Annotated in this window: 13 protein-coding genes; 3 read left to right on the top strand and 10 right to left on the bottom strand. The window is 52.0% G+C overall.

Annotated features, from left to right (window positions below):
* Positions 1 to 117: 117 nt before the first annotated feature.
* From PJI16_06790 to PJI16_06765, 6 genes are all read right to left on the bottom strand, one after another.
* Positions 118 to 696 carry an SUMF1/EgtB/PvdO family nonheme iron enzyme gene (locus PJI16_06790; protein ID MDT3777261.1) on the bottom strand — a complete coding sequence of 193 codons (579 nt, stop codon included), beginning with the start codon at positions 694 to 696 and terminating at the stop codon, positions 118 to 120.
* 36 nt (positions 697 to 732) lie between these two features.
* Positions 733 to 1,281 (bottom strand): toll/interleukin-1 receptor domain-containing protein, encoded by a 549-nt coding sequence (locus PJI16_06785; protein ID MDT3777260.1) that lies wholly within the window; start codon positions 1,279 to 1,281, stop codon positions 733 to 735.
* A gap of 646 nt (positions 1,282 to 1,927) precedes the next feature.
* Positions 1,928 to 3,496: a hydantoinase B/oxoprolinase family protein gene (locus PJI16_06780; protein ID MDT3777259.1), complete on the bottom strand. Its 1,569-nt coding sequence runs from the start codon at positions 3,494 to 3,496 to the stop codon at positions 1,928 to 1,930.
* Positions 3,489 to 5,528: a hydantoinase/oxoprolinase family protein gene (locus PJI16_06775; protein ID MDT3777258.1), complete on the bottom strand. Its 2,040-nt coding sequence runs from the start codon at positions 5,526 to 5,528 to the stop codon at positions 3,489 to 3,491. The genes PJI16_06780 and PJI16_06775 overlap by 8 nt, the downstream gene beginning before the upstream one ends.
* 142 nt (positions 5,529 to 5,670) lie before the next feature.
* On the bottom strand, positions 5,671 to 7,176 hold the full coding sequence (locus PJI16_06770; GenBank protein MDT3777257.1) for an FG-GAP-like repeat-containing protein: 1,506 nt from the start codon (positions 7,174 to 7,176) through the stop codon (positions 5,671 to 5,673).
* A gap of 7 nt (positions 7,177 to 7,183) precedes the next feature.
* Entirely contained in the window at positions 7,184 to 7,498 is a 315-nt protein-coding gene (locus tag PJI16_06765) for a hypothetical protein (GenBank protein MDT3777256.1), read from the bottom strand.
* 66 nt (positions 7,499 to 7,564) lie between these two features.
* Here PJI16_06765 and PJI16_06760 point away from each other — a divergent pair, with 66 nt between their 5' ends.
* A complete protein-coding gene (locus tag PJI16_06760) occupies positions 7,565 to 7,789 on the top strand; it encodes a zinc ribbon domain-containing protein (GenBank protein ID MDT3777255.1) in 225 nt (74 codons plus the stop codon).
* A 54-nt stretch (positions 7,790 to 7,843) separates the two neighbouring features.
* Here PJI16_06760 and PJI16_06755 read toward each other — a convergent pair whose 3' ends face one another.
* The 3 genes from PJI16_06755 to PJI16_06745 form a co-directional block, all read right to left on the bottom strand.
* Positions 7,844 to 8,293, bottom strand: a complete 450-nt coding sequence (locus PJI16_06755; protein ID MDT3777254.1) for a hypothetical protein — start codon at positions 8,291 to 8,293, stop codon at positions 7,844 to 7,846.
* Between the two features lie 350 nt (positions 8,294 to 8,643).
* Positions 8,644 to 8,859: a hypothetical protein gene (locus PJI16_06750; protein MDT3777253.1), complete on the bottom strand. Its 216-nt coding sequence runs from the start codon at positions 8,857 to 8,859 to the stop codon at positions 8,644 to 8,646.
* Between the two features lie 43 nt (positions 8,860 to 8,902).
* Positions 8,903 to 9,097, bottom strand: a complete 195-nt coding sequence (locus PJI16_06745) for a hypothetical protein (GenBank protein ID MDT3777252.1) — start codon at positions 9,095 to 9,097, stop codon at positions 8,903 to 8,905.
* Between the two features lie 146 nt (positions 9,098 to 9,243).
* Here PJI16_06745 and PJI16_06740 point away from each other — a divergent pair, with 146 nt between their 5' ends.
* Positions 9,244 to 10,380, top strand: coding sequence for a PQQ-dependent sugar dehydrogenase (locus PJI16_06740; protein ID MDT3777251.1), 1,137 nt, complete (start codon positions 9,244 to 9,246; stop codon positions 10,378 to 10,380).
* 7 nt (positions 10,381 to 10,387) lie between these two features.
* On the opposite strand, the gene PJI16_06735 is transcribed toward PJI16_06740, so the two are convergent.
* The gene (locus PJI16_06735) at positions 10,388 to 11,416 is read right to left on the bottom strand and encodes a rod shape-determining protein (protein MDT3777250.1); all 1,029 of its coding nucleotides are present in this window, start codon (positions 11,414 to 11,416) and stop codon (positions 10,388 to 10,390) included.
* Positions 11,417 to 11,887: 471 nt separating this feature from the next.
* Here PJI16_06735 and PJI16_06730 point away from each other — a divergent pair, with 471 nt between their 5' ends.
* Positions 11,888 to 13,321, top strand: coding sequence for a M23 family metallopeptidase (locus PJI16_06730; GenBank protein ID MDT3777249.1), 1,434 nt, complete (start codon positions 11,888 to 11,890; stop codon positions 13,319 to 13,321).
* The last annotated feature ends 51 nt before the right edge of the window (positions 13,322 to 13,372 follow it).

Below are 13,372 nucleotides of genomic sequence, written 5' to 3'. Positions count from 1 at the left end.
CCCGACGGGAGTTTCGATGGCGACGGTACCGCCGCTCCTACTGATTGATTGGGATAGAGGAAAGAAAGGGCAGAACAACAAGCAAGAGAAAAGGATAAAATTACAAAGAACAAAGAGTTAGGGAGTGGCCAGGGCAAGACGAACGCCGAAATAACTGCCCCGGAAGATGACGGGGCTCCCGTACCGGAACGATGCACGCAAGTACACCGGAGTATCGTTCCAGGCACCGCCCCGGATCACACGCTGTGGAGGGAATTGCTTATACCAGCTTCCACACCATTCCCCCACATTTCCGGCCATGTCAAAACAGCCAAATGGACTCACGCCCTGCAAATATTTCGTAACCGGGGTGGTCGCATTAATACCTGATTCATAGGAATTGCATTTAGTCGTATCGAATTCATTGCCCCAGGGATACTCCCGACCAGCATTCCCGCGCGCGGCTTTCTCCCACTCTTGTTCTGTGGGCAATCGCTTGCCCGCCCAGGAGGCAAAGGCTTCCGCCTCATAGTAACTGACACCCACAACGGGATGGTCGGCTTTGTTCCATTTGGATTCAGTCCAATGCTTCGGGCTATTCACCTGATTTTCCTGCTTCCAGGCCCACCCCTCTTCCGACCAAAATTTTTTGGAGCCATAGCCATTGGCCAGCATGAACGCCTTGTATTGATCATTCGTCACCGGATAGATATCCATATAGTAATCATAGGGAATATCTTCACGAACTCGCTCTTAACCATACAAAAACGGCCCCTTGGGAATCAGGACCATCCCCTCGGGTACTTTCGATTCCGGTTCTGGCGGAGGTTCAGACTCAGCCCCAGTCACATATTCGCTGATCTGTTCAATCAGTCGAGTGGCATCGGCGCGAAAGCGCTCATCGCTCATATTCATTGCATGCCGTCGAGCCAATTTGGCGATCGGATCGGGTAAATCCGTAGCCTTTGGCATGCCCGCTCCACCCACAAGGAGCGGAATGACCGGGATATTCCGCTCAAGCGCGGCCTGAATTTCGACCCGAACGAAATCCTCAGGATTGTCTAATCGCCGGAGGCCTTCTTCATCTTGTATCTTCACCCATGTCTTCCCGATGACGGCAATCAGGACATCACACGATTGGACAGCCTTTTCGATTTGCTCCATAAAATCCAGTCCAACCTTCATCGTATCGATGTCCATAAAGATTTGTTTTTCGCCGAAGCGGTCCGCTAACAGGTCAAATAACCAACTGGCATAGGCAATACTATCCTCTCGTCGATAACTGATGAAGATACCCGACATGGTCTTATGTTTCTTTACACCTGGAATTATGGCCTGAATTTCAGTCGGTTTGTAGATTTTTTGAATTAGGTTTATTGCACCGCTTGTTCATGTAACATTCTCTACGGCAACCGATATTCTAGTTATTCCCTGAATTTCGTCAACCCGATAGCTAACAGAGGGGCATTTCACTACCTTGCATGGCTGGCAGTGCCAACAAATTTTCAGATAAATACCGGACTACAGAATATAGGGGTCCAGGTTTTTTCATGTGAATCCTTGCAAGGTATCTCTCCCATGGTCCGACGCCTGCCGTCTGGCCCAAGGGAGGACGCTCTTATCAGGTGGTGGACCTTGTTTGAGCAGCGCGAGTTGGTCCGCCCTCTGCAGGCTTGCGTCCGTCCCCTCAATTAAGGCCAGACGGGGCGTAACTGGTTTTGGGGCCTTTTGCCGAAACAAAAGGGCCTCGCCTGCCGGGGCGAAACCCGGCAACACCTAAAATCCATTTGACGCGTAAGTTGGGTGCACTATTGTGACGTATTCACCTCCGAACATGTTTTGACTGGCCATCCCTTCATAAGGATTCCCCACATGCATCGTGAAGGTATAAAACCAGAACCATAATTTCTGTATGGATTAGCTGTAGAAACATCCCGGTGGGACGGCTTCAGGATTTTCCGAAACCGCCGCCGCCCGGAGTATCGATGGTGAGTTCATCGCCTGCTTCAACGGGGAATGAACATTTTCCACTCACGTCTTTTTCAACGCCGTTTTGTCTCAGGTTGTTGCACCCGGATTCACCTGGTGCCCCCCCCTCCAATCCATAGGGCTTGGTAATCCGTCGGTCGGACAACAACGTCACCTCGGCAGGTTGAAGAAATTCGTATGTCCGCACGATTCCATCTCCACCTTGATACTGACCGCTTCCTCCTGAACCTTCGCGCAAAGCATAGCGGGAAATTCGAAATGGATAGGCATATTCAACGGCTTCCACCGGGGTATTCAGCGTATTAGTCATGTGTGAATGGCGTCCGCTCGCCCCATCGAATTGAGGACCTGCACCCATTCCGCCTCCGATGGTTTCGTAATAGGCAAAGGGCCGGTTGTGTCGTTGATCCCATCCACCGATGGTGAGGTTGTTCATGGTTCCCTGGCTGGCTGCCGGAATGCGATCAGGGCAGGCTTGCGCCAGGGCTCCCAGCAGGATATCCACGATTCGCTGGGAGGTTTCGACATTTCCGGCCGCCACCGCGGCAGGACGACGGGCATTTACCAGCGTGCCTTCCGGCGCAATAATGTGAATCGGTCGAAGGCATCCGCTATTGGCAGGGATATCCAACCCCAATACACATCGGAACACATAGGCCACTGCGGACAACGTGACCGGATAGACGGCGTTAATGCTACCAGGCCGCTGCGCATCGGTTCCCGAAAAATCGACCGTGACTTCTTCATCTTCGATCATAATGGCGACACGAATGACAGCAGGTTCCTCGGTGAATCCATCGTTATCCAGGGCATCTTCAAAACGGTAGCAGCCATTGGGCAACATGCTGATTAACTGGCGGGTCATGCGTTCGCTATAACGAAGCAAGGCATCCATTTCCGCGAGCAGCGGTTGCATGCCAAACCGTTCAGCCATCGCTCGCATCCGTTCACTTCCAATCTGATTCGCCGCCAATTGAGCCTGGAGATCACCCATGCGTTCCTCTGGAGTCCGGACATTCGCTAAGAACAGCCGCCAGACGTCATCATTTTTTTTACCGCCCACCATGAGTTTCACTGGAGGAATAATCAGTCCTTCTTGATATATTTCTTGCGACAACGGCATCGACCCTGCCGACATCCCGCCAATATCGGCATGGTGCGCGCGATTAGCGACCAACCCTAAGAGAGTAGGAGGAGAGGTGTTTGTCATAAAAATTGGCGAGACCACTGTAAGATCGGGAAGATGCGTGCCCCCGCGATAGGGATCGTTGACCATGGCCACATCACCAGGCGCCAACGTCAAGGACTCAAGGCAGGCTTGCACCGACAGCGGCATGGCGCCAAGATGAACGGGAATATGCGCTGCTTGCGCGACCAAGTTTCCGGATGCATCAAACACCGCGCAGGAAAAATCACAGCGTTCTTTAATGTTGGGCGAGAAGGCAGCCCTTTGCAGGCGAGCGCCCATTTCTTCAGCCACAGACACCAACCGGTGCTTCATCATTTCTGTGCGAATGGGATCATCCATCGGTGGCTCCAACCTTTATAAGAATATTCGAATAGGTATCAATCGCGGCATGATCCGTGGGTCCGATATAGATCGTCGTATCATCCAGAACCAGAATAGCCGGTCCATTGATTTCATGTCCCGGACACAAGCGGGTTCCCCAATAATGCGGGACCGGTTGCATCCCTTGAGGCAAAACTACCGGACGATCTTCCCACTTGGCTGCAGTCGGATCGGCTGACCCCAGCGGCCTGGTGGGAATGGTCGGCGGCGTCACATGGCCGACTGCCCGGACTCGTACATTTACAATTTCGATAGGCGTCTCTGTCTGGCTATAGCCATAGCGTGCGTGATGGATCCGATGAAATTCCTCGTGAAATTTGGAAGTCAGCGGCACCGCTAAGTCGAAGGATTGACCGACATATCGAACATCGACGATTCGAGAGAGAACCCATTGGTCAGGATCCACGCCTTCCCGATGTAAGTCTTCTTGCCCCTGATCAACCAACGGTTGCGTCGACTGTTCAAGAATCTCCATCGGCGTGCTTCCCGGCAACATCACCGTCTGGACGTAATCCAATTGCACATCCGCAGCCAACATGCCCAGAGCCGAGAGCGTGGCGGCCATGGGTGACACCATCACGTGCGGGATACCCAACGCCCTGGCCAGATCACACGCATGTAATCCGCCTGCACCACCAAATGCCACCAAGACGGTTTCCCTCGGATCTTCTCCCCGCTCCACCGAGATGACACGCAACGCGCGCTCCATATGCACATTGGCAATTTGGATCATGCCCAAGGCCAAGGTCTGCCGGATATCCAAACCGGAACGAGGTGTCAGAACCATCTGCCGGCTCAGTTCATCGAACGCCTGTTGCGCCGCTTCGACATTCAATCCCATCCGGCCACCTAAAAACCCGTCAGTCGGCAATCGACCCAGGACCACATGGGCATCGGTGACCGTCGGAATCGTCCCGCCCCGCCCATAACACACCGGACCCGGTTGCGCTCCGGCACTTTGAGGTCCCACACGAAGATTACCGCCCGCATCGACGGTAGCCAGGGAGCCACCTCCGGCACCGACTGTATGGATATCGATGACAGGCACACGAATGGGATTCCCCCCAACTTTGGCTTCTGTCGTGACGTGAATCGTCTCATTGACCAACGCCACGTCTGTGGACGTCCCGCCCATATCATAGGTCAGAATCCTGGTGAAGCCCGCCAACCCTGCCAGGTATCGCGCACCCACCACACCCCCGGCCGGACCGGACAGAATGGAGCGGACACCATGCCCTCGCGCTTGGGCGACGGAAATACGTCCCCCGTTCGATTGCACAATATGAAACTCGGTCGGTTTTATCTCCCGTTCTAAACGGCCCAAATAGGCATCGAGCACGGGAGACACATAGGCATTCACCAGCGTCGTACTGGTTCGTTCATATTCCCGAAATTCCGGCAGGATTTCAGAGGAACCCGTCACAAAGAATCCTTCGTCACGCAAGCGCGCCGTCACCCATTGCTCATGAGCAGGATTCACAAAGGAAAACAGAAACGACACGCCCACAGACTGAATCGCCTCACGCCGGAACATTTCAAGAATTGAGACAAGATCTTGTTCCTGAAGAGGCGTCAGGATGTTCCCTTCACAATCCACCCGCTCCAAGATTTCGAAGGACCATTCACGAGGGACTAAGGGCGGAGGAATGACAGGGAACAGGTCATACAAATCAGGACGATTTTGCCGTCCAATAAGCAGCACATCGCGAAAACCTTTAGTCGTGATGAGAGCCGTCCGAGCCCCTTTCCGTTCCAGGATGGCATTAGTGGCCACGGTGGAACCATGCACAATATGACGACCAGGATGGTGAGAAAGACGGGCTAACCCTTGCAGGACCGCTTCCGCAGGATCGGCCGGGGTCGAAAGAATTTTAAATCGCTGAAGAGGAAGAGATTGATCCGAGGAGGAACAGACCACAAAGTCGGTAAAGGTCCCCCCAATATCGATACCCACCCACACATTTTGACTGGATTGACCGGAAGTCGACATGAAAGTCACTCTGCTTCAGGAAACGGAAGAAGAGCATACCGGATTTTGGGAAAGGTTTGAAGCGCAGAATTCAAATAACGGGATGAAGGGAGGGTCAAAAGAGCTGGTTCAGTTTCACATTCATGCTCAGGAGAGCACCTTCTTAACTTTTCACCAGAGCTTTTAACACCACACGACGCGGACTACCGCTGGCATTATCGTGAACCATAAGCATGGCATAGTGCGTTCCCGGCTCATGTAGAGCGAATCCGACATTGAGCATGCACGAATCGCCCGTATGCAACGTGACATCCGCGCAAGTGTTCTCCACAACAGAAAAGGCATCCGCTTCATTGCCGGTGATCTTCACATCCACAATTTTGAGAAGTCCCAATCCAATGTTGGAGACCCGCACCACATGAGTAGAGGAGGAGGGATCCGTCTCCTGGCCCGACTCCATCTCATAGACCAGGACATCGGTGCTCAGGCTTGGGAGGGGGATAGCCGCATCTCCGCTAAGCAGTACCGAAACGCCATCGGCATTGGTGCTGGCCGTGGCCAAATCGGGAAATTGGTCTTGATCAAAATCCTCCACAACCATGGCTGACGGCGCGGCTCCAACACCAAAGTGTCCCGCTGAGGTAAAAAGGCCGGCTCCATCCCCCAACAAAATCGACAGACTATTGGAATCACGATTGACCACAACCATGTCTATTTCTTGATCCCCATTAAAATCCCGAAACGTCACGCCCACCGGGGCAAAGCCCACTTTAATGGGATCCAATTCGGTAAACGTTCCTCCATCCTGCTGAAGCAGAATACGAACGCTGTCCGAAAAGAGGCTGGTCACGGCAAGGTCAACCAATCCATCATGGTTGATGTCGGCCCCCTGAACCGCGCTTAAGGTAAAACCAGACTTGAGTTCCTTCTCAGGGGCAAATGTCCCATTCCCGGCATTCTTCAGTATGGAGACAAGCCCGTTGGGAGAACGCCAACTCGGCTGACTCCATGTTACCGCAAGATCCGGTTTTCCATCGCCTGTCAGATCCTCGACCAGCACACCGGTAGGAAACATTCCGTCACGCCCGTTCTGTTCATAAGTCACGGGGGCCAACATGCCTCCCTTGCCATCATTTAAGAGCACCGCAAGATCAAAAGGCGGGTAGTAACCAAATCGTCCGCTATTCACTGCCACCACATCACTCCACCCATCCCCGTTAAGATCCCGGACCGCTAAAAAGGTCGTCCCCTTGCCTGCCCCCTGGCTGGCCAACTTCTGAAACATTCCTGTGCCCTCACCTTTCAGCACAACGACCTGATCAGAGCCGGTTAACGCCAGGACCAAGTCGAGACGGCTGTCGCCATCCATATCGGCGGCCACCACCGCCAGGGGAATTTTCCCGACTCCAAAGGATACCGCAGATTGAAAGGTGCCATTGCCGTTGCCTAAGAGCACTGAGACGTCGTCGGAAGTGCTGTTAACCGTCGCCATATCCCACAATCCGTCTCCATTGAAATCTCCCGCTGTGATGGCTTGCGGAGCGCGTCCAACCGGATTGCCCGGTGTGGGGGAATAGATAAGATTCTGGGCATAGGCAGGACCTCCAGCCAAACAAACCCAGGCAATAACTAAGATTCCATACCGTTTCACGAATGGCCAAAAGATCATAATACGGTTAATTCAATGTAGAATCGGTATAGGTTTTTTCTAAGACAATTTCAATCTCGTCCGTGGCTGCCATCCCTCGATTGCGAAAACGTGCCACCCAGTCAGGGTACTGTTCCAATGTGCGAAATATACTTTTCACGATATCAGGCTTCACTTTTTCTTCCCAATGGGCAAGCCACGCCCTTTCATCTTCCTCGCCCTCATATTCATCCGGGAAATTGGCTTCCAGGGAAAACCGCAGATTAAATGATTCCTCTTCTTGATACATCTTTTTCTCCTTCTCCATCATGACCGTAAACCCGCTCCCTTCGCGATCCTCCATTGTCCTTATCTCATGTGGTCGCCTATAATAGATCTACCACTTCATTGAAAAGGAGGTCCAGAACCCATGCCGATATTTGCCTATAAGTGTCAAGGATGTTCGCATCATTTTGAAATGCTTGTCCATAGCTCGACAATTCCGGAATGTCCAAAGTGTCAGGCCAACACGTTAGAAAAACAACTGACAGGATTTGCCGTAGGCGGGACAGGTAGTGGAATGAATATTGTTGATCCGGGCAGTTGCGGATCCTGTGGAGATCCCCGGGGACCCGGCGCCTGCTCGATGAATTAAACGGGCTGGCAATCTACCCTGGAGGCGTATGACGCCTCATTTCCCTGAATCAGTTTACCTGCCATTGATGTGTTCGTTGCCGTTCAGCCCATCCTCTTCGGGATCAATCCACATCTTTTCCGGAAAGCCTAAGGAATCCTCACCCACGCCATAGAACAATGCATGGGCGGAAACGATATAGGTTATCCAGCCGATCGTGCCATCTCCCTCAACAATTCGATAGTGTATATCAGAGGCTTCCGGAAGTGATTCCTGTAATCCCGGAATCACCATCAATATTCGATGCACACTGACATGCGGAGAAACTTCCTGCTCAGTTGCCGGATACCGAATGGCCATCATGCCATTGGGAAGCAGGGTGTTTTGGGTGAAGGTCGTAACCTGAAACGCCAGAGGATTGAGTAGAGATTCACACGGCAACGCGGGAGTGGGGGAGGCAAACAGGAAAATGGGGGCAACCCCAAAGACCATAAAGATAAGTGGACCAGATCTGAAGCCTCCCATAGGACACCTCCTTCTCGGGAATCTTCACGACGACTTTGGACCCTCTTCTTCTTATCGGTCTCATCTGTACAGGAGTTTAGGAAACGAACAAGAACATGACGTTGACGACCAGGAAGGTTCTGAAAAGACGAACCGATTGAACAATCGGAGGAGATGGGCCAGCTCCGTCATTTCGCGGCGGTGGCACAAGAAGCTTGGGTAGACAATTCCCAGCCTTCTAAGCAAACGCCGACTCATAAATTTCATTGGCAGGATTGGCTAGTCTGGGAGATGCAGAATACCGGAAAGAAGATGCGGTGGCCTGGAGTGGAGGACCCCATTCAGCATGTCCAATCAAATGAAGATTGGGGCTATTCCGAACTGCCCAGCATATCGTCGATGAGGGGACGGTTCAAATCTTCGCAGCCCGGACAAATAAGATCAAAAAAAGCCTCATGGTCTGCCACATAGTTTTTTTCATCCACTAAGTTTTCTTCATGAATGCTGTCGAAACAAGCCGAACACAGCATCATGCGGCCGCGCATGACCGATACCGTTTTTCTCTCGTGGCTACGTGGTAACTCCATCTGGTCCTCCCTACAATAAGATGGGGGTGGCCTCTCCTAACAATTAGGACCAGCCCCGTTGTTGCGCCAACATAAAATCTTCCTGTTCCAGATCAATGCCACACGCGGGGCATTCATAGGGCTGATCATCAGGAGGAATGCCTACCGGCGTGTCCTGGACCTTTCCCTGACAGACATGATAGAAATTCCCTCTGGCATTTTCGTCATCTAAAATATCGGACTCATACTTTAGGATCATCTCACTCTCCTTTACATTAACTTATGGCTTCTCAAGTTATAACAAGGCGTCGATTTCCCGGGCAATCCCCATTCCCCTCCATCATTTCCAGAAAACACCCATTTCGTCTCCATCGACCGACTCAAAGGCGACGAGGCCCCCTGACGATGGGAATCATCATAGGGATAGCGGTAGGCCTTTGGTCCACGTTGAGTTGGAGCCTTTCTGGAAAACCTGCTCCTGCCAATGGACCCATTGGATTGCAACCCGTGGTGGAGCATGAATTTTCCAAGCCTGTTTTTCTTACAGGCAGTCCGGATCAGACCAAACGCTTATTCGTGGTAGAACAACATGGCCGCATTGTTATCCTGACTCCAGGCCAACGGATTCCGTCTCTTTTCTTGGATATAACAGAAAAACTGTCCACAGGAGGGGAACGAGGGCTCCTGGGACTGGCATTCCATCCTCAGTACTCAACGAATGGCCGGTTTTTTGTCAACTACACAAGGGCACAGGACGGCGCTACGGTGATTGCTGAGCATCAAGTTTCACCAGCCCCCAATCAAGCAAACCCTCAGGAAACCATCAGACTCGTCATTCCACAACCCTACGGCAACCATAACGGTGGCATGATCGCTTTTGGCCCGGACGCATTGTTGTACATTGGGATGGGAGACGGCGGAGCAGGTGGGGATCCCGAGAATCGAGCGCAAGACCGACAGTCATTGCTAGGAAAAATCCTTCGGATTGATGTGAATGGACCCCCTCCCTACCGCATCCCTGCAGACAATCCATTTGTCGGACAACAAGGCCAACCTGAAATTTTTGCCCTTGGCCTTCGAAACCCCTGGCGTTTTTCCTTTGACCGCCAGACCGGGGAATTATGGGCCGGGGATGTGGGACAGAATCTTTGGGAAGAAATAGATGTAATTGCAAAAGGGAAAAACTATGGATGGCGACTCTTTGAAGGGAGTCACTGCTTCAAGCCCAGCAAAAACTGCGAATTGGCCGAGGGTGTGGTCCGTCCGGTTACAGAATATCGGCACGAACAGGGACGATGTTCGGTGACCGGGGGCTATGTCTATCGTGGGAAACACGTGCCATGGCTAGAAGGAGTCTATGTGTTCGGGGATTATTGTACCGGTGAAATCTGGGGCTACCGCGACGGGCAGACCACACAACTGCTGGATACGGATTTACAAATTGCGTCCTTTGGAGAAGATCGCGAGGGAGAAATCTATGTGGTCGGTCATCAAGGTAAGATTTTTCAGATTGTACCCAACGCCACTGCCGGATTGCCCTAGACCACCATTAAAACTTTTGAATCTTTTGAAATAAATCGACTTCATCAAGGGCTTTTCCCACGCCATACACCACGGAGGTCAAAGGATCCTCCACCGTAATGATGGGCAGATTGGTTTCCTCCTGAAACCGCGTGGCGATGCCCGGCAATAACGAACCCCCGCCTGTAATCACCACACCCTTATCGATAATATCTCCGGCTAACTCCGGCGGCGTATTCTCCAGCGCGTTTCGTAAGGCATTCACGATGGCATGTATGGGATCTTCCAACGCTTCCCGGATTTCAGAGTCATTCACCACCACCGTCCTGGGAATACCTGAAATCATATCCCTCCCTTTGACCATCATCGTTTTGGCTTGTTCTAACGGATAGGCCGATCCGACCTCGATTTTCACTTTCTCCGCCATGTGATCACCGATCAGCAAATTATACCGACGCTTGATATAGCTCATGATGGCGTCATCCATGGAATCACCCGCCACCTTTACCGACTCGCTGCAGACAATGCCCCCAAGGGAAATGACGGCAATATCGGTCGTACCTCCTCCAATGTCGATCACCATGTTCCCTGAGGGCTCCGTGATCGGTAACCCGGCACCGATGGCTGCCGCAACCGGTTCTTCAATGAGATAGACTTCCCGAGCGCCCGCTTGAGTGGCCGATTCACGAACAGCACGTTGCTCAACTTCGGTAATACGGGATGGGACACCAATAATACAGCGAGGCCGGACGAACGCCCGCCGGTTATGCGCTTTGGTAATAAAATAATGCAACATGCGCTCGGTCATGGCGAAATCGGCGATAACGCCTTCTTTGATTGGCCGGATCGCCACAATATTTCCCGGCGTCCTCCCCACCATGCGTTTGGCTTCGACGCCCACGGCCAACACCGTATTCGATTGTTTTTCAATAGCCACCACCGAGGGTTCACTCAGGACGATCCCTTTTCCACGAACATAGACCAGTGTCGTGGCCGTTCCTAAATCGATGGCTAAATCGCTCGAAAACCACCCTAGAATGTCACTCAACCCTGGCATGAGCCCCCCATGTGGAAAGACGGTTGATTCAAATAATGCCGATCAGGCTGAAGCCGGTTCGGCACTACCGGCATATATCGGAACACCATTTGTCAAAATAAAGAAATATCGAGAAAATGTTCGGGAATGTGTTTGGAACCAAGAACCCACCGGCTTCTTCCTCGAAACCAAACTCCTGATCAATTATTCAAGGAGCGGGAATTCCCACATCTCCATCTTGACGGAATACATTGCCCGAGAGGAGGGATATGAGACTTAGGGCCTGACTGAAGCCCGGAACAGGCTAGGCGATCATCCTGTCCATGTCAAGAGTACAGAGCAGCCATTTCTAAGGTCGTAATTCACAGTCGCCCGCTTCACCGTCATTTCAAACGCGCCACACACTTGCTCTGAAGGCTGGGTATGGTATAAGAAGAGGAACATTTTTTTGTCCTGCTCGCATAATCCTCTGGAAAAAGAGTTACCCCAATCGTGTCCAAAAAAGCCTTTCTGATTATCATTGTCCTGGCTCTTATCGCCATTTACCTGGGATTAATTGGGAACGCACGATGGGGAGATTCCACTGCTCCTGAAATCTCCCTCGAGCAACCATTCGAGCAGGTCGGTCCAACCACACCCCTGGTTCTCCGTATTCATGATCCTGAAACCGGCCTTCGCGACATCTCCGTTCGCATCATTCACAATTTGGAAACCTTCGTTCTCGCCGACCAGTCCTTTCCTTCTGCAGGATGGCTTTCGGCGACGGGCGGACATGACCATGAATTCACGCTGGACGTCATTCCCTATGCCGACGGGGATCTGCCGCGACGACAAGGGCAGGCTCAACTCATTGTGACCGCACGGGATTATTCCTGGCGAAACTGGTTTGAAGGTAACGGACAACGGCTGGAAAAGGAATTTACCCCACAATTCACGCCGCCCCGATTGGAACTCCTATCGGCCCCCACGACCATCGTGCAAGGTGGAGCAGGAATCGTAAGGTATCGAGTAATCCCAGAAGTGTCTATTCACGGGGTAAAAATTGGAAAGGCCTTCTTCCCAGGATATCCTGCACCTGACAAGGCCGGTATGTTTGCCTTTATTGCCTTTCCCTATAATTTACCGTCCTCGACACCGATTCAAGTGATTGCAGACGACGGATTTGGCAACTCCGCCATCATGGATGTGAATTTCAAGGTCAAACCTCAAGCCTGGCGTACCCGCTCCATCAATATTTCCGAATCCTTCATTCGAAAAACCGTCCCCTCCATCCTGGCTCAAACCCCCGAGTTACAAAGCCTGGGTGATTCGCTGAAGGATTTCCTTCTTGTCAACGACAAGTTACGCAAGATGAATAACGATACCATTACCAATCTGGCCAAGGTTAGCCGCAAGGAATTCCTCTGGAAGGGGGCGTTTCGCCAACTGTCGGGGTCCAAAGTTGAAGCCTCCTTCGCCGATCATCGCAAATACATGTATAACGGGCAGGTCGTCGATACCCAGGATCATTTAGGGTTTGACCTTGCCGTTACCCAGCATTATCCCGTCGAAGCTGCTAACCACGGAATTGTGGTGTTTGCCGGATACCTGGGAATTTATGGGAACACAATTATTTTAGATCATGGATACGGGTTGCTTTCTTTGTATGCACATCTGTCCTCAATCGAAGTCAAAACCGGTGAGGCTGTCACTCTGGGCCAACCCATTGGCAAATCAGGCACCACTGGCCTCGCCGCCGGAGACCACCTGCATTTTAGTTTGATTTTGCATGGCGAACAGGTGAATCCCACGGAATGGTGGGATCCGTTTTGGGTGAAAACTCGTATCAAGGACCAGTTAGGATTGCCTTCTCTTGTTAAACCAACTGACGAAGAACCGGAGCCGCCGACAAAACACCTTGGCCCCGAACCCCCACCAGTCCAATAATGTGATAAGACGGCTTCACCCTCCGAAATCCTGATTCCCGCATGATTTTCA

Source organism: Nitrospira sp. MA-1, from assembly GCA_032139905.1.
Classification (GTDB): domain Bacteria; phylum Nitrospirota; class Nitrospiria; order Nitrospirales; family UBA8639; genus Nitrospira_E.
The sequence above is the reverse complement of the archived record's forward strand: the minus strand, read 5'-3'. Positions and strand labels throughout refer to the sequence as shown.

Bases quoted from the DNA above. Each gene is read 5' to 3' on its own strand.
- PJI16_06750 (MDT3777253.1), bottom strand. From the start codon at position 8,859: ATGGAGTTACCACGTAGCCACGAGAGAAAAACGGTATCGGTCATGCGC.
- PJI16_06745 (MDT3777252.1), bottom strand. From the start codon at position 9,097: ATGATCCTAAAGTATGAGTCCGATATTTTAGATGACGAAAATGCCAGA.
- PJI16_06760 (MDT3777255.1), top strand. From the start codon at position 7,565: ATGCCGATATTTGCCTATAAGTGTCAAGGATGTTCGCATCATTTTGAA.
- PJI16_06740 (MDT3777251.1), top strand. From the start codon at position 9,244: ATGGGAATCATCATAGGGATAGCGGTAGGCCTTTGGTCCACGTTGAGT.
- PJI16_06790 (MDT3777261.1), bottom strand. From the start codon at position 696: ATGGATATCTATCCGGTGACGAATGATCAATACAAGGCGTTCATGCTG.
- PJI16_06755 (MDT3777254.1), bottom strand. From the start codon at position 8,293: ATGGGAGGCTTCAGATCTGGTCCACTTATCTTTATGGTCTTTGGGGTT.
- PJI16_06780 (MDT3777259.1), bottom strand. From the start codon at position 3,496: ATGGATGATCCCATTCGCACAGAAATGATGAAGCACCGGTTGGTGTCT.
- PJI16_06765 (MDT3777256.1), bottom strand. From the start codon at position 7,498: ATGGAGGATCGCGAAGGGAGCGGGTTTACGGTCATGATGGAGAAGGAG.
- PJI16_06735 (MDT3777250.1), bottom strand. From the start codon at position 11,416: ATGCCAGGGTTGAGTGACATTCTAGGGTGGTTTTCGAGCGATTTAGCC.
- PJI16_06770 (MDT3777257.1), bottom strand. From the start codon at position 7,176: ATGATCTTTTGGCCATTCGTGAAACGGTATGGAATCTTAGTTATTGCC.
- PJI16_06775 (MDT3777258.1), bottom strand. From the start codon at position 5,528: ATGTCGACTTCCGGTCAATCCAGTCAAAATGTGTGGGTGGGTATCGAT.
- PJI16_06785 (MDT3777260.1), bottom strand. From the start codon at position 1,281: ATGTCGGGTATCTTCATCAGTTATCGACGAGAGGATAGTATTGCCTAT.